At 62.8% G+C, this 16,067-nt stretch carries 15 protein-coding genes; 10 read left to right on the forward strand and 5 right to left on the reverse strand.

The features are described 5' to 3' along the window. Positions 1-512: 512 nt before the first annotated feature. The 3 genes from JANGC3_RS0112470 to JANGC3_RS0112480 all read left to right on the forward strand — a co-directional run bounded on the left by JANGC3_RS0112470 (position 513) and on the right by JANGC3_RS0112480 (position 4,085). Positions 513-1,826 carry a sensor histidine kinase gene (locus JANGC3_RS0112470; RefSeq protein ID WP_017876825.1) on the forward strand — a complete coding sequence of 438 codons (1,314 nt, stop codon included), beginning with the start codon at positions 513-515 and terminating at the stop codon, positions 1,824-1,826. Between the two features lie 116 nt (positions 1,827-1,942). After that, positions 1,943-2,701 carry a LytR/AlgR family response regulator transcription factor gene (locus JANGC3_RS0112475; protein WP_026132906.1) on the forward strand — a complete coding sequence of 253 codons (759 nt, stop codon included), beginning with the start codon at positions 1,943-1,945 and terminating at the stop codon, positions 2,699-2,701. Between the two features lie 208 nt (positions 2,702-2,909). Next, a complete protein-coding gene (locus JANGC3_RS0112480; protein ID WP_017876827.1) occupies positions 2,910-4,085 on the forward strand; it encodes a sensor histidine kinase in 1,176 nt (391 codons plus the stop codon). Positions 4,086-4,133: 48 nt separating this feature from the next. Here JANGC3_RS0112480 and JANGC3_RS0112485 read toward each other — a convergent pair whose 3' ends face one another. From JANGC3_RS0112485 to JANGC3_RS0112500, 5 genes are all read right to left on the reverse strand, one after another. Then, a complete protein-coding gene (locus tag JANGC3_RS0112485; protein WP_017876828.1) occupies positions 4,134-5,078 on the reverse strand; it encodes a porin in 945 nt (314 codons plus the stop codon). 387 nt (positions 5,079-5,465) lie between these two features. Beyond that, positions 5,466-5,705, reverse strand: a complete 240-nt coding sequence (locus JANGC3_RS32660) for a hypothetical protein (protein ID WP_157406410.1) — start codon at positions 5,703-5,705, stop codon at positions 5,466-5,468. A 222-nt stretch (positions 5,706-5,927) separates the two neighbouring features. Beyond that, positions 5,928-7,079, reverse strand: coding sequence for an IS110 family transposase (locus JANGC3_RS0112490; protein ID WP_017878279.1), 1,152 nt, complete (start codon positions 7,077-7,079; stop codon positions 5,928-5,930). A gap of 120 nt (positions 7,080-7,199) precedes the next feature. Further along, on the reverse strand, positions 7,200-7,862 hold the full coding sequence (locus JANGC3_RS0112495; RefSeq protein WP_232429699.1) for a class I SAM-dependent methyltransferase: 663 nt from the start codon (positions 7,860-7,862) through the stop codon (positions 7,200-7,202). Between the two features lie 44 nt (positions 7,863-7,906). Continuing rightward, the gene (locus JANGC3_RS0112500) at positions 7,907-8,848 is read right to left on the reverse strand and encodes a CysB family HTH-type transcriptional regulator (RefSeq protein WP_017876830.1); all 942 of its coding nucleotides are present in this window, start codon (positions 8,846-8,848) and stop codon (positions 7,907-7,909) included. A 175-nt stretch (positions 8,849-9,023) separates the two neighbouring features. Here JANGC3_RS0112500 and JANGC3_RS0112505 point away from each other — a divergent pair, with 175 nt between their 5' ends. From JANGC3_RS0112505 to cobA, 7 genes are all read left to right on the forward strand, one after another. After that, positions 9,024-9,800, forward strand: coding sequence for a sulfite exporter TauE/SafE family protein (locus JANGC3_RS0112505; RefSeq protein ID WP_026132907.1), 777 nt, complete (start codon positions 9,024-9,026; stop codon positions 9,798-9,800). Positions 9,801-9,889: 89 nt separating this feature from the next. Further along, on the forward strand, positions 9,890-11,578 hold the full coding sequence (locus JANGC3_RS0112510) for a nitrite/sulfite reductase (protein ID WP_017876832.1): 1,689 nt from the start codon (positions 9,890-9,892) through the stop codon (positions 11,576-11,578). Further along, positions 11,571-12,131: a DUF934 domain-containing protein gene (locus JANGC3_RS0112515; RefSeq protein ID WP_017876833.1), complete on the forward strand. Its 561-nt coding sequence runs from the start codon at positions 11,571-11,573 to the stop codon at positions 12,129-12,131. Before JANGC3_RS0112510 ends, JANGC3_RS0112515 begins: the two co-directional genes overlap by 8 nt. 12 nt (positions 12,132-12,143) lie before the next feature. Next, positions 12,144-12,860 carry a phosphoadenylyl-sulfate reductase gene (locus JANGC3_RS0112520; RefSeq protein ID WP_017876834.1) on the forward strand — a complete coding sequence of 239 codons (717 nt, stop codon included), beginning with the start codon at positions 12,144-12,146 and terminating at the stop codon, positions 12,858-12,860. A 29-nt stretch (positions 12,861-12,889) separates the two neighbouring features. After that, complete coding sequence (gene cysD, locus JANGC3_RS0112525) at positions 12,890-13,801, forward strand: sulfate adenylyltransferase subunit CysD (protein ID WP_017876835.1); 912 nt, start codon at positions 12,890-12,892, stop codon at positions 13,799-13,801. Beyond that, positions 13,801-15,105: a sulfate adenylyltransferase subunit 1 gene (locus JANGC3_RS0112530; RefSeq protein ID WP_017876836.1), complete on the forward strand. Its 1,305-nt coding sequence runs from the start codon at positions 13,801-13,803 to the stop codon at positions 15,103-15,105. Before cysD ends, JANGC3_RS0112530 begins: the two co-directional genes overlap by 1 nt. Positions 15,106-15,115: 10 nt before the next feature. After that, positions 15,116-15,898 carry a uroporphyrinogen-III C-methyltransferase gene (gene cobA / locus JANGC3_RS0112535; RefSeq protein ID WP_017876837.1) on the forward strand — a complete coding sequence of 261 codons (783 nt, stop codon included), beginning with the start codon at positions 15,116-15,118 and terminating at the stop codon, positions 15,896-15,898. The last annotated feature ends 169 nt before the right edge of the window (positions 15,899-16,067 follow it).

Genomic DNA, 16,067 nt, shown 5'->3' on the forward strand with positions numbered 1-16,067 from the left:
CATTTGATAATTTAAGTATGCGGCGGACCGAAGTCCGCCGGCACCTTCATCAAATGCCCACATTTATCGACTGTTAATTGTTAAAGAACTTGTTCTGTAGTGCCTTCTGCGTCACCGACAAAGCGTTTTGTTTGTCGTCAGCAGAGAAGGAAGAGTATGCAGCGTTTCGCTTGTTTCGTCAACCCCCTGATTTTCCTGCAACCCCGTTTCCGGCGCTCCCCGTTGCGCTGCAACTACTTGATTTCGCTACTGTTTCAGCGGGGAGGCGAACTATAGCAAAGCGCTCGCATCATTGGCAAGTGTTTTGTGTCGGCAATTCTCGCGGCGCCGTTCAAGCCACTTGGCGCCCCTCCATACCGCGTTTTTAGCAGACTGTCGCAACGGCGTGGCACGACGACCCTGGCCTGCGTAGAGTTGCATCATTCCAACACGCTCTGCGCCAGCTACCCCACCTCGTCGCTCAGTTACACTGGCTATTTGTACAGACTACTTTTTGCCCCCGAAAGCCCTATATGTTTTCTCAGTCCACACTACAACAGATCCTGAAGACCGGCCTGCTCTGGCTGCAGCGCGGCTTTGACACGACGGCGACTTGGGTTACCCAGCTGTCTTGGTGGAAATTTTTTCTGTTCGCGGCGCTGGCCTTAATTGCCGGCTCGATTTTGCAGGACGAATTGTTTTCATCCGGTCCCGACGAGGAAGTGGTGATCAAGTCGGACAAGCGCCCGAACAAGAAGACCACCGTCGAAACGAATATCCTGATCGATGACACGGGCATCCACTTCAACCCGCGCAAAAGCATCAACCGGCGCCATTCGGCCAGTGCAGCGACAGTGGAGCCGGCCGAGCCGGCTGAACCGGCCGAGCCGGGCGAACCGGCAGAACCGCCGATTCCACCGCGGCCGGCCAAGCCGCCGCTGCCGCCCAAGCCCCCCAAGCCGTCCTTTCCGGTGAGCGTTGACGTGTCCGGCGATGAGGTGCACATCGGCCTGCCGCCACGAGTTGGCGAGGAGCTGTCGAACGCCATCGAAGAGGCCGTCGAGGATGCTGCCGAGCAAAAGGTAACGCGTTATCACAAGCAGGCCTCGACCTGGTTCACCAGTTTTGTCTGGCTGCTGGTGTTGACGCTGTTCGCGACCAAGGCTTTGGTCGGGGGAAAAAAGCGCGCCGAAGCCGAAACGATGACGGCGAACGCCGCCGCCGAGCGGGAGTCCATGCAGCGCCAGCTGAGCGAAGCGAAAATGCAGACGATGCAGGCCCAGGTCGAGCCGCACTTCCTGTTTAATACGCTGGCCTCGGTCGAACACTTGATCGAAACGAATCCGCCGCGCGCGTCGGCAATGCAGCGCAGTCTGATTCAGTACCTGCGCGCGGTACTGCCACAGATACGCGAAAACGCCGTGATCACCAACCTCGGCCGTGAAGCCGACATGGTCCAGGCCTATCTGAATCTATTGAAAATGCGCATGGAAGAACGCCTGACCGTGGTGTTCGACATTCCCGACGGCCTGCGCACGGCCGCCTTTCCGCCGATGATGCTGCAATCGATGGTGGAAAACGCCATCAAGCACGGCCTCGAATGCAAGCCCGAAGGCGGCACCTTAACGGTGCGGGCCGAAGTCGCGCACAGCAAGCTGCGGCTCTCGGTTACCGATGACGGCCTCGGCTTTGGCGCCGTGCCGAGCGATGGCACCGGCCTGGGCCTGCCGACCATCCGCGAGCGGCTCAAATTATTGCACGGCGATCAGGCGCAATTGCTGATCGCGCCCAATACACCAAGCGGCGTGTGCGTCACCATCGAGGTGCCGTACCAGTTGTCGAAGTAAAGCGCTGGTCGCCGACCGGCGGCCGGTCCCTTCAACGCGGCGCCGCTGCGAAGGTGATTGATTTAATAACCATTTCATTGAATAATTGGCGCTCGCCCAGTTCACACTCTATACCTATGCCTACAGCTATCATTGCCGACGACGAAAGATTGATGCGCGACCAACTGCGCATGCGCCTGGCCCAGGCCTGGCCTGAGTTGGAGATCCTCGGCGAGGCCAAGAACGGCGACGAGGCGATCGAGCTGGTCGACCAGCTCAAGCCGGACTTCACCTTTCTCGACATCCGCATGCCCGGCAAGACCGGCATGGAGGCGGCCCAGGTCATCGGCAACAAGAGCCGCATCGTCTTCGTTACCGCCTACGACGCGTATGCGGTCGAGGCTTTCGAGCGCGGCGCGGTCGACTATGTGCTCAAGCCGTCCGAACTCGAGCGCCTGCGGGTGACGGTCGAGCGGCTCAAAACGCATCTGAGCAAGCCGGCCGTGGACATGAACAGCAGCGTCACCGCGATGCTGTCGCAACTGGCCGAGAAAATTGTCGCCAAGCCCACCTACTTGCAATGGATACAGGCCAGCATCGGCCAGGATTTGCGCATGATTCCCGTCGAGGAGATTCTGTTCTTCCGTTCCGATGAAAAATACACCTGCGTGCAGACGGCGAAGTACGAGGCGCTGATCCGCAAGCCGGTGCGCGATCTGGCCGAGGAACTCGATCCATCGCTTTTCTGGCAAATCCACCGCGCCACCCTGGTCAACGTTAACGCTATCGAGGGTGTCACGCGCGATATCCGCGGCCGTCATTTGGTGTTGATCAAGGGTAAGGCCGACAAGTTGGAAGTGAGCCGCAGCTTTTTGCATCTATTTAAGCAGATGTAGATACCCCCGCCGGCGCGATCGACGCGACTTTGCGTCGCGTCAATCCTGCCTGGCTCGCCTTGCATTAGTGTGTAACAGGCCCTCGCGCGGTGTAGACCAACAGCGTGAATCCGGGGTCAGACCCCGAGGGTTTGACCCCGAATTTGCCGCCACTGGATGACGGTTGGCGTTTCCGGCTCTCCATCCCTCCCCCTGTTTGGAGCGCACTATGAGCAAACCGGATCACGCCGGCCCGCGCCGCGCCGCGCCGCTGCTGGCCGCCCTGCTGCTGACGCTGCCGCTGGCCTACCGCTTGCTGAAGGCCGCCGGCGGGCGCGAGCACGCGCGCAACCACGGCATCATCCACAACGCCGGCGACGCCATCATCAGCACCGACGCCGCCCAGACCATCCTGCAAGCGAACCCCGCCGCGGCCGCCATGTTCGGCACCACCGTGTCGGCAATGCATGGCGCGACGCTCGACAAATTCATCCCGCGCGACCTGCGCACCCTGGGCGAGCAGCAAACCGTCGGCCACTTCGGCGACACCGGCATCCACCTGCGCATGATGGGCCGGCGCGCCATCGACCACGCCGTCACCGGCCTGAAGGCAAGCGGCGAGCGCTTCCCGCTGGAGGGGTCGATCGCCAGCCAGAGCGAGGACGGCGCCACCGTCTACACCATCATCTTGCGCGATATCACCGAGCGCAAGCAGATGCACGAGCAACTGGAACGCTCCTTTTCCCAGCTGCGCCAATTGTCGGCGACGCTGCAAACCATCCGCGAAGAGGAGCGCAAGCACATCGCCCGCGAGTTGCACGACGACCTGGGACAGTTGCTGGCGACGCTGAGGCTAGACCTGACCCTGCTGCAACAGCACGCCGACCCGACCCCGGCCAGCGCGCGCATCCTGAGCAATATGGACGGGCTGATCGTCACGGCGATCACTTCGCTGCGCCGCATCGCCGGCAACCTTCGGCCGCGCGCGCTCGACGAGGGCGGCCTGTACTTCGCGCTGCAAAGCCTGCGCCAGGAGTTTGTCCAGCGCCACGGCATCAACGTCGAACTGCTGGCCGACGAGGCCGAGCTGACCCTCGACGACGTCTACAGCACCGCCATCTACCGCATCGTGCAAGAGTCGCTGACCAATATCGCCCGCCACGCGCAGGCGCGCAATGTAACGGTGTCACTACACCGGATCGACTCCGAACTGGCGCTGGCGATCCAGGACGACGGCCGCGGCATCCAGGAAAGCGACATGGACAAGGCCTCGTCCTTCGGCTTGCTGGGCATGCGCGAACGGGTTTGGAATTTGCACGGCGTCATCAACATCAGCGCCAACGACGGCGCCACCCGCGGCACCCGCATCGACGTCGTGCTGCCGCTGCCGGCCGACGCGGCATGAAAAAAGGCGCTCCGCAGAGCGCCTTTCGACTACCTGGCCCGCACTTAGTTAGAACTTGTGCGAAATGCCCAGCTGGTAGGAGGTCAGCGACTTGACGCGCTCGCGGCCGGCGTAGACGTACAGGTCGGTGCGCTTCGACAGGTGGTGGTCGTAGCCAAGGCCGAATTCCTTGACGGTGTCGACGTCCTTCTTGCCGACAACGCTTTGCTGGCCTTTGCCGAACACCGCTTTGGCGTCGCCCGAGCCGATGCTGTAATTTACGCCGACCAGGAAGCCCTCGAACTCGCCGGTTTTCGCGACCTTGGTGTCGCCCTTGGCGTAGGCGCCGGTGACTTTTACATCGCCGAATTTATAGCCGCCGCCAACCACGTACATGTTTGGCTTGGCGGCGTTGGCCAGCAGTTGCGCGGTACGCTCGTAGCCGGCGTGCAGGCTGATCGGACCGTTGTCGTAGGTCAGCAAGGCGGCGTAGCCGGCGTCGGCGCCCGACACTTCGCTCAGCACGACTTGGCCGCTGGCGACGAAACCGCCCATGTTCGGGCTGTTGTAGGTCAGCGCGTTGCTGACCCGCGAGGTCGACACGCCAACGCGCATCATCGTTTCATTGACCTTGCCGACCACGCCGTCGGCGCCGAACGGCTCGACGCGGTTTTGCGCGCCGTCGACCAAGTCCTTGGTGCGGCCCAGGTAGACGGTACCGAAGCTGCCCTTCAAGCCGACTGTGGCTTGGCGGTCAAACAGCCCGCCCTTTTGCATGCCGGTGTCGGCCAGCACTTCGCTTTCCAGGTTGAAGATCGCCGTCAGGCCGTTGCCCAGGTCTTCCGAGCCTTTGAAACCCAGGCGCGAAGCGTGGTTTTCGCGTTCGACAGTGGACGCGCCAGTTGTCTTGGCCAGACCCAGATCGACGACGCCGTAGATGGTGACGTTCGATTGCGCCTGCGCCGATGCTGCGAAACTGCCGATAACCAGTGCTGCCAGAGTAAGTTTTTTCACTTGATATTCTCTACATTGAGTTGACGAAATTGAGCATTGCAGAGGAGGCCGGCGGACCGGGGAATCGTCGCGATTCCCGTCCAGTCCGTCTGCATCCGCGCTACCGAACCGAATCATGCCTATCAAATGCTTCAACAATATGACATCGGCAATTTGTTGTTTTTTTGCATCAAATCATTCCGCTGGGCAGGGAATTGCGTGTCGTGGTGTTTTTCTGGAGGGACGGACGGGGGGCGATGCGCGGGGACGGCACAGCCGGGAGGTGAGCGTGTCGTAGCTCGGATTGGCAGAGCGTCATCCGGCGCCGGGCCGCTGTTGGCGCCGGTCGGGTTACCCATGTCGTCAGACAGCGGAGGACTAACCCGACCTTCTATGATGAATTCCAAGTCAACTGGTTTTTCGCAAATTTATCCTATCCCTTGTTTCGGTATCGGCGGGGTCAAGGGCGGGCGAAGCCCGGCGAAGCGAACCCTTGACGCCGCCGATACCGAAATATGCTGGTCCATGGCGCCATGACGCATATTGCGGCTTGGCGCCATGCCGACCTGTTTCGTTTTGGCCTTCGTTCATTGCCAGCGCTTTGCTTTCGTCGTTCGTACAGCCCAGTTCGAAGCTCTCGGTCATCATTGCGTGAGACTTCACGTCCCACCACCTTCTATCCGCTGGTTTTGCTACCCCAGCCTAATTCTGCATGCGCGTTGCGCTTAGTGACCTTGATGCGTGCAAGCCCCATCTACTAGGGTCGGTTGCCATGGGCAACCAGGTCGGGTTACGGGCCTGCCTACTCCTTGCTGCTGCGTAGTTCAACGTAATGCCAACTGCTGGTACTGAACGTGCCGCCTTACTCCCTTATGCCGCTCGTTTCAACTGCGCCCCTTCGGGGACGATCCCATGCTCCAGGTAGCGCCACAGGGCGACCACCAGCTTGCGCGCCACCGCGACGATGGCGATGCGCTTGCCGCGCTTGTTCTGGCCTCCCTGCGTGCGCCGGGCGAACCATTTCGTCATCACGCTGTCGGGTTGGTAGCGCAGCCAGAACCAAGACATCTCGATCAACAGCGCGCGCACGCGCCGGTTGCCCTGCTTGCTGATGCCCTGGTCAACCCGGCTCTCGCCGCTGTCGTAGGGCTGCGGCACCAAACCGACGCAGGCGCCCACCTGCCTGCGGTTCTCGAATTTGCGCCAGAACAGCTCCAGCACCAACCTCGTCGCGCCCACCGGCCCCACCGCCTTCAACCGTTCCAGGTCGGCAATGCGCTGGCGCACCTCCGGCGGCAATTGCTCCGCCATCCCTTTTTCCAGCGCGGCCAGTTGTTGCTGCGCCAACTCCAAACGTTTGCACTCCTGTTCCAGCCGCTGCTGCAGCTGCGCCGACAGCGGATCGCCGTCGTAGCAACACAATTCCCGCTTGTTCAGCCGCGCCCCCACATCGCCGCCGACGCCATCCCAGCAGCCGACGGTGCGCAGCAGCTTGCGGATCCGGTCGCGGTGCTGCTGCGTTTCCTTTTGCAACTCGCCGCGGTCCCGTACCACGTGCCGCTGCGCCTCGGCCTCCACCGTCGGAACACGGATCACGTGCATCCGGTCGTACTCGCCACGCAACCAGCCCCGCAATGTCAGCACGAGCTTGATCGCGTCGAGCCGGTCGGTCTTGGCCCGCCGTTTGTGCCGCTCGACGGGAATGCTGGCAGGGTCGCAGATCACCACCTCGTAGCCCAGCTTCGAGAGGGCGCGCTCAATCCAGAAGCCATCCTGACCAGCCTCGTACAGCACGACGGTGCGTACCTCGGCGGCCAGGCCCCACTTTGCCTTGAACTTCTCAATCTCCTGCACCGTTTCGTTGAGGCGCCCCGCCGCTGTCTCGCCGGAAACCGTCTGAATCGCCGGCTTCTCTCTCTTTCCGTCGTGCAAGGCAATTTTCCAGCTCTTGCTCGACAACTCTAATGCCACTGCAAAAACTTCGACTTCAGGCGTAAAATCGTTGGCGCGGGTCGGTTGCATGATTTTCTCCTAAGTTGATTCTTCGAACCTTCACTTTAGGATTAATTTGCGTCTTTTGCCGACCCGCCTTCATTCATAGTATCTACGAAAACCGCGCCAACTTAACAACGCGGGGCCAACTTATTTCAGGCGGCAGCTCAGCAGCCAGTAGTGTTCCAGGCGCAGGATGCGGATTTCGCGCACCTGCGCGGCCAGGCGCTTGCGCAGCGTGCTGTCGGACGGGAAGTTCTTGATGATCTCGTAGCGCTGGCCGTCGATCGCTGTCAGGAACTGGTAGGTGTTGCCTTCGGCGTCGGTGCGGGCGATGACGTCGCTATGCCCGTCGACGTAGGTGTCGTCGACCAGCACCAGGACGGTGTCCTTGCCCAGCTTGGCGCGCAATTGGCCCAGGAAACGCTCCTGGTCTTCGCGCTTGACGTGCGACCACCAGAAACCGGCGAAGCAGGCGGTGAAGCTGCCGATGTCGGCCGGCAGGTCGAAGGCGTCCGCCAGGCTGAACTCGACGCGTTCGAAACCGCGCGTCTTCGCCAGCTCCAGCATTTCGACGTTGATGTCGGTCGCCAGTACCGACTCCGCCACCTCGTCGAGGGTCTGGGTCCAGTAGCCGGTGCCGCAGGCAATCTCCAGCACCTTGTGGCCGCTCAGGACCTCGTCTATCTTGTCGTGCAACTCGTCGAGGTCGTCCTCGACGTCCGGGTTGGCGTAGACGCGGTCGTACTCCTGCGCTTCCACGGCGTAGAATTGTGCTAGTTGCTCGGTAATCATGTGTTTCTTCTCTGTCATATATTTATCTAAATGAGTGGTACGCGCCGCGCCATCGGCCCGGCTTATAGTTCGTAGTGTTCCTTCTCGCCGCTCATCGCCTGTTCGATCAACTTCCGGTTCAGCGTCGGCGTCAGCAACTCGATGAAGGTGTAGATATAGCTGCGCAAATAGGCCCCCTGCTTGACCGCCACGCGCGACACGTTCATGCCGAACAAATGGCCGACGGAGATCGCGCGCAGGTTCTTGTCGCGCTCGGCGTCAAACGCCATACCCGCTATGATACCAACTCCCATCCCCAACTCGACATAAGTCTTGATGACGTCGGCGTCGATGGCCTCGAGCAGCACGTCCGGCTTGAGCCCGCGCAACGCGAACGCGTGGTCGATCTTGCTGCGCCCGGCGAAGGCGCCGTCGTAAGTAATCAGCGGAAACGCCGCGATGTCTTCCAGGGTCACCGACTTCCCTTTCAGCAGCGCATGCTCGGGCGGCACCACCACCACGTGCTCCCATTGGTAGCAGGGCAGCGTGATCAGGCCGTCGATGGCGGCGATCGACTCGGTGGCGATGGCCAGGTCGGCCTGGTCGCGCTGGACCATTTCGGCGATCTGCCGAGGATTGCCCTGCAACAAAGACAGCCGCACCTTGGGAAACTTCAGCATAAACGCCTGTACCACCTTCGGCAACGTGTAGCGGGCCTGGGTGTGGGTGGTGGCAATGGTAAAACTGCCGCTGTCCTGGGCCGCGAATTCCTTGCCGATACGTTTCAGACTGTCAATTTCTTGCATAATCAGTTCGACCGACTCCAGCACCAGGCGACCCGGTTCGGTCAAGCCGCGGATACGCTTGCCGTGGCGGGTGAAGATATCGACGCCCAACTCCTCCTCAAGCTCGATGATGGCCTTCGACACACCCGGCTGCGACGTGAACAAGGCCTTGGCGGCGTCGGTCAGGTTGTAGTTTTGGCGCACAGCTTCACGCACGAAGCGCAGTTGGTGGAGATTCATTACGGTTTTTTGCCCTTGATCACGTCATTTCCGATGGTTTTTTGCTTACTTGCACTTCCCTTCCCCCATTTTGCGCTCATGCTTATACGCAATCCGCATATAAGCAAATGAGTAGGAAGTAGTAGGGAATGAAGACGAAGTTTATTACTATTGCAGGTACTTTGGGGGCGCGTACATGACTTTAACTTATATAGTGTCGGGGTTTGGGGTGGGATTGCTGGTCGGCATGACCGGTGTGGGCGGCGGGTCTTTGATGACGCCGCTGCTAACCTTGCTGTTCGGCGTGCCGCCGTCGGTTGCCGTCGGCACCGACCTGGCGTTCGCGGCCGTGACCAAGAGCGCCGGCACGCTGACGCACCGCCTGCGTGGCACCGTGCGCTGGGACATCGTCAAGCTGCTGTGCATGGGCGCGCTGCCGGCCGCCGTGGCCGCCACGCTGGCGCTCAAGTCCTTCGGCGCGCTGGACAAGGAAATCGGCGTCGTGATCCGCTACTCGATCGCCTGCTCGGTACTGCTGACCGTGGTCGCGCTGATCTTCAAGGGCAAGATGCTGAACTGGGTCAACGCCCACCCGGAAAAACAATTGCAGGGCAAGGCGCTGGCCCGCGCCACCGTCATCTGCGGCGCCGCCCTCGGCGTGCTCGTCACGGTGTCGTCGATCGGCGCCGGCGCCATCGGCGCGACGCTGCTGGTGATGATGTATCCACGCATGAGCGCGGCCGAAGTGGCCGGCACCGACATCGCCTACGCCGTGCCGCTGACGGCCATCGCCGCCTTCGGCCACTGGTGGCTCGGCTCGATCGACTGGGTGCTGCTGGGTTCGCTACTGATCGGCTCGCTGCCCGGCATCACCCTCGGTTCCTGGGTGGCGCGCGCGGTGCCCGAGCGCTTCCTGCGCGTGTTGCTGGCCATGACGCTGACCGGCGTCGCCGTCAAACTGATGTCGCAGTAAGCGGCGGCCAGCGCCCCAACAACTTTAGTATAGTTAACCGCATCCACTATCATTACAGTAGTCGTTCAGCTTTTTTTAGGATTCTTGCCATGTATCAATACGATCAATACGACCACCTCATCGTCAAGGAACGCATTGCCCAATACCGCAACCAGGTAGAGCGCCGGATTGCGAACGAACTGACGGAGGAGGAATTCATTCCCCTGCGCCTGCAAAACGGCCTGTACATGCAGCGCCACGCCTACATGCTGCGCATCGCCGTGCCGTACGGCCTGCTGTCGTCGAAACAGATGCGCATGTTCGCCACCATCGCCCGCAAGTACGACCGCGGCTATGGCCACTTCACCACGCGCCAAAACATCCAGTTCAACTGGATTGAACTGGAACAGACGCCGCAGATCCTCAGCGACCTGGCCTCGGTCGAGATGCACGCCATCCAGACTTCGGGCAACTGCATCCGCAACACCACCTCGGACCCGTACGCCGGCGTCGCCCACGACGAGATCATCGATCCGCGCCCGTACGCCGAAGTGTTGCGCCAGTGGAGCACCTTCCACCCCGAATTCATCGCCCTGCCGCGCAAGTTCAAGGTCGCCATCAACGGCGCCAAGGACGACCGCGCCGCCATCGCCGTGCACGACATCGGCCTGACCGCCGTCTACAACGAGGCCGGCGAAATCGGCTTCAAGGTCATGGTCGGCGGCGGCATGGGCCGCACGCCCATCCTGGGCAGCGTGATCCGCGACTTCCTGCCGTGGCAGCACCTGCTGACCTACACCCAGGCGGTGATGCGCGTCTACAACCAGTACGGCCGGCGCGACAACAAATACAAGGCGCGCATCAAGATTTTGCTCAAGGCCATCGGCGCCGAGGAATTCGCCCGCCAAGTCGAGGCCGAATGGGTCGACCTGAAGGACGGCCCGGAAACCCTGACGACCGAGGAAATGTCGCGCGTGGTGGACTACTTCAAGCCGCACGCCTACGCCACCCTGCCGGCGCTGGACCCGCTGCTTGAGCACGCCGACAACAAGGCCTTCGCCAACTGGCTGCAACGCAACGTCAAGCCGCACAAGGTGCCGGGCTACGCCATCGCCGTGCTGTCGCTGAAGAAAACCGGCGTGCCGCCGGGCGACGCCACCGCCGAGCAGATCGACTTCGTCGCCGAGCTGGCCGACCGCTACAGCTTCGGCGAACTGCGCGTCACCCACGAGCAAAACCTGGTGCTGGCCGACGTCGAGCAGTCGCAGTTGTTCAAGCTGTGGCAGGAAGTCAAGGCGCACGGCCTGGCCACGCCGAACATCGGCTTGCTGACCGACATGATCTGCTGCCCGGGCGGCGACTTCTGCTCGCTTGCCAACGCCAAGTCGCTGCCGATCGCCGCCGCCATCGCCGAGCGCTTCGACAACATCGATTTCCAGCACGACATCGGCGAGATCGAACTGAACATCTCGGGCTGCATCAACGCCTGCGGCCACCACCACGTCGGCGCCATCGGCGTGCTGGGCGTCGACAAGGACGGCAGCGAATGGTATCAAGTGTCGATCGGCGGTTCGCAAGGCAACCACGCCGCCATCGGCAAGATCATCGGACCGTCGTTCTCCTCGCTGCAAATGCCGGAGGTCATCGACCGCCTGCTGCAAGTCTATGTGCGCGAGCGCTACGAGGACGAACGCTTCGTCGACACCGCCCAGCGCCTGGGCGTGGCGCCGTTCAAGGAACACGTATATGCAACGCCGATCAAGGTCGGCCATCTGGTTGGGGAAGACGACTATGTTTGAAGTACGCGAAGAAATCATTAAGAACGCGGCCGTGGTGGCGAACCACTGGGGCCTGCTGCGCCTGGACGAGGGCGACAGCGCCGACAGCGTAACCGTTCCGGCCGGCAAGGCCATCGTGCCGCTGGCGGTCTGGCTGGCGCGGCGCGCCGAGCTGGCCGCGCGCCTGCCCGACATCGGCGTCTGGCTGGCCAGCGACGAGCGCCCGGAGGCGCTGGGCGCCGACGTCGCGCTGCTGGCCGTCATCGCCGTCGACTTCCCGAAATTCACCGACGGCCGCGGCTACTCGATCGCCTACAACCTGCGCGCCCGCCTCGGCTTCAAGGGCGAGCTGCGGGCCATCGGCGACGTGCTGCGCGACCAGTTGTTCTCGATGCACCGGGTCGGCTTCGACGCCTACGCGACGCGGCCGGACCGCAGCATCCACGACGCGCTCAAGGGCCTGTCGGTGTTTTCCGAAACCTACCAGGCGTCGTGGGACGACAAAACGCCACTGTTCCGGCGCCACCACCGCGAAGCCCCTACACCGGACGCCGACGTCGGCTTCGGCATTTAAGGAAACGACTCCATGAACGACCTGACCGCCCTCGTCGCCAGCACCCGCCAGACCTTAGAGCGCATCGCCAGTGACTTCACGCCGGCCGTGTTCGCGTCCAGCCTGGCCGCCGAGGACATGGTGCTGACCGACCTGATCCTGAAGGCGAAGCTGCCCATCGGCATCTTCTCGCTGGAAACGGGCCGCCTGCACGCCGAAACCCTGGCCGTGCTCGACAAGATCAAGGCGCGCTACGGCGCCGACGTCGCGCTGTACCGCCCGCAGCCGGAGGCGGTCGACGCCTACGTCGCGCAACACGGCTTGAACGCCTTCTACGACAGCGTCGAGATGCGCCGCGAATGCTGCCGCGTGCGCAAGGTCGAGCCGCTCGGGCGCGCCCTGGCCGGCAACAAGGCCTGGGTCACCGGCCAGCGCCGCGCCCAGTCGAGCACGCGCGCCGAGTTGCACGTCGAGCAAGACGATCCCGACCACGGCATGACCAAGTTCAATCCGCTGGCCGATTGGAGCGAAGAGGACGTATGGCAATACATTCGCGATAACAATGTGCCTTACAATGCCTTGCACGACCAGGGCTATCCGTCGATCGGCTGCCAGCCGTGCACCCGCGCCGTCGAACCGGGCGAGGACGTGCGCGCCGGCCGCTGGTGGTGGGAAAACCCGGACTCGAAGGAATGCGGCCTGCACATGGTGGACGGCAAACTCATACGCATCAAATCCGTTGCAGCTTGAATCAACACACTATCAATAACATCAGGCCTATGAATACCATATTAAACGAGCGTCACCTCGATAGCCTCGAGTCAGAAGCGATCCACATCATGCGCGAAGTGGCGGCCGAGTGCGCCAATCCGGCGCTGCTGTTCTCCGGCGGCAAGGATTCCGTCGTCATGCTGCGCCTGGCCGAAAAAGCCTTCCGCCCTGGCAAGTTCCCCTTCCCGCTGGTGCACATCGACACCGGCCACAACTTCGCCGAGGTCATCACCTTCCGCGACAAGAAAGTGGCCGAACTGGGCGAACGCCTGATCGTCGGTTCGGTCGAGGAATCGATCCGCCGCGGCACCGTGCGCCTGCGCAACCCGGCGACCGACTCGCGCAACGCCGCGCAAGCGGTGACCTTGCTTGAAACCATCGCCGAACATAAATTCGACGCCTGCATCGGCGGCGCCCGCCGCGACGAGGAAAAAGCCCGCGCCAAGGAGCGCATCTTCTCCTTCCGCGACGAGTTCGGCCAGTGGGACCCGAAAGCCCAGCGCCCCGAGCTGTGGGACTTGTACAACACCCGCGTGCATCCGGGCGAAAACATGCGCGTGTTCCCGATCTCCAACTGGACCGAGCTGGACGTGTGGCAATACATCGCCCGCGAAAAACTGGAACTGCCGCCGATCTACTTCGCGCACGAGCGCCAGGTGATCCCGCGCAACGGCCTGCTGGTGCCGCTGACCGACCTGACGCCGGCGCTGCCGGGCGAGACCGTCGAAACGCAAGTGGTGCGCTTTCGCACCGTCGGCGACATCTCCTGCACCTGCCCGGTGTCGTCTAGCGCCTCGACGGTCGAGCAGATCATCGCCGAAACGGCCGTCACCCAGATCACCGAACGCGGCGCCACCCGGATGGACGACCAAACCTCCGAAGCGTCGATGGAAAAACGTAAGAAAGCAGGGTACTTCTGATGAACGCAATCAACGACAACATTTCCGAACGCGGCATGCTGCGCTTCATCACGGCCGGTTCGGTCGACGACGGCAAGAGCACGCTGATCGGCCGCCTGCTGTTCGACAGCAAGGGCATCTTCGCCGACCAGCTCGACGCCATGTCGCGCTCCAAGCACAAGCGCACCGTCGGCGACGCCGTCGACCTGTCGCTGCTGACCGACGGCCTGGAAGCCGAACGCGAGCAAGGCATCACCATCGACGTGGCCTACCGCTACTTCGCCACGCCGAAACGCAAGTTCATCATCGCCGACACCCCCGGCCACGAGCAATACACCCGCAACATGGTCACCGGCGCCTCGACCGCCGACGCCGTCATCATCCTCATCGACGTCTCCAAGGTCAAGCTGGGCGACGACGGCAGCGTCGAACTGCTGATCCAGACCAAGCGCCACTCGACCATCGCCCACCTGCTGCAAATCGAGCACGTGGTCGTCGCCGTCAACAAGATGGACCTGGTCGGCTACGACGAAACCGTCTACGAGCGCATCGTCGCGGCCTACCGCGAATTCGCCGTCAGCCTGGGCCTGAAGGACATCACGCCGATTCCCCTGTCGGCGCTGACCGGCGACAACGTCGTCGAGCGCGGCGACAAACTGGGCTGGTACACCGGCCCGACCCTGATCGAGCTGCTCGAATCGCTGTCGGTCTACGACGACTCGCACGACGCGCCGTTCCGCTTCCCGGTGCAACTGGTGGCGCGCCACAACGGCCACGAAGCCAACGACTTCCGCGGCTACATGGGGCGCATCGAAGCGGGCAAGGTCAGCGTCGGCGACAAGCTGGTGGTGCAACCGTCCGGCCAGAGCGCGACCGTCAAAGACATCGTCACCATGGACGGCTCGCTGGCCAGCGCCGTGGTCGGCCAGTCGGTCACGCTGCTGCTCAATGAATACCTCGACATCTCGCGCGGCGACATGCTGGCCGGCGCCGACCGCCCGGCCACCTTGCTCAAGAACGTCGTCGCCGACGTCTGCTGGCTGTCCGAGGACGGACTCGACCTGCGCCGCAAGTACTGGATCAAGCACGGCACCAAGCAGACCGCCGCCAAGGTGACGGCGATCGAGACCCTGCTCGACATCAACACCCAGCAGCGCCACCCGGCCGAGGGGCTGAAGCTGAACGACATCGCGCGCATCGCGCTGACCGTGCAGCAAGCGCTGGCGGCCGACGCCTACGACGATATCCGCGCCACCGGCGCCTTCATCCTGATCGACGAAGTGACGCATCAAACCGTCGCCGCCGGCATGATCCGGCTCGGCTAAGGAGAACGGCATGGCACCCGCATCCCACTTCGGTAAAGTCTTCCTGATCGGCGCCGGCCCCGGCGCCCAGGACTTGATGACCATGCGCGGCGCGCGCCTGCTGGCGCAAGCCGACGTCGTGCTGCACGACGCGCTGGTCACCGGCGAGATGCTGGAGCTGTGCCCGCAGGCCTTGAAGATTTTGGTCGGCAAGCGCTGCGGCCAGTTGTCGACGGCGCAAGCCTTCATCAACAAGCAACTGGTCGACAACGCGAAGAAATTCGCCCTGGTGGTGCGTTTGAAGGGCGGCGATCCGATGCTGTTCGGCCGCGCCGACGAGGAATTGCGCGCGCTGGAGGAAGCCGGCATCGACGTCGAGGTGGTGCCCGGCATCACCACCGCGCTGGCGGCGGCGGCGGCCAGCAAGCAGCCTTTGACCAAGCGCGGCGTGGCGCGCAGCGTGGCGTTTTTCACGTCCAGCACCGCGCCCGACCAGCCCGACCACGTCGCCATTCCCGACAGCGACACGCTGGTGCAGTACATGGGCGGACGCGAGGCCATCGCCACGGCCAAGCGCATGCTCGAACAGGGCCGCCGCGCCGACACGCCGGTGCTGGTGATTGAAAATTGCAGCCGGCCGGACCAGCGCGTGCTGCGCCTGGAGCTGGCCACGCTGGCGCAGGGACTGGGCGCGACCCACGGCCCGGTGCTGGTGATGCTGGGCGACGCCATGGCGATGCGCGAACACCAACAGGTGGGCGCCGAATCCGGCGCACCGGCGGCGGGCCGCCTCAGCGCCTGCCTCAGCGCCTGATTCCCGGGCGCCGGTGCGCGCCTTAGCGTTCATTTAAACCAGAAGCGTAAAACCGGGGTCAGGCCTGAAGGCCGGGCCTCGTCGCCTTGGCGCCGGCTCTTTGCCCTTGCTGGGTTTTTCTGCGTTGCCGGCCCGCTAATGTCTATTCGCGCGCGCGTTCCCGTATTTT

Origin of the sequence: Janthinobacterium sp. CG3 (assembly GCF_000344615.1) — a bacterium.
Taxonomy (GTDB): domain Bacteria; phylum Pseudomonadota; class Gammaproteobacteria; order Burkholderiales; family Burkholderiaceae_D; genus Janthinobacterium.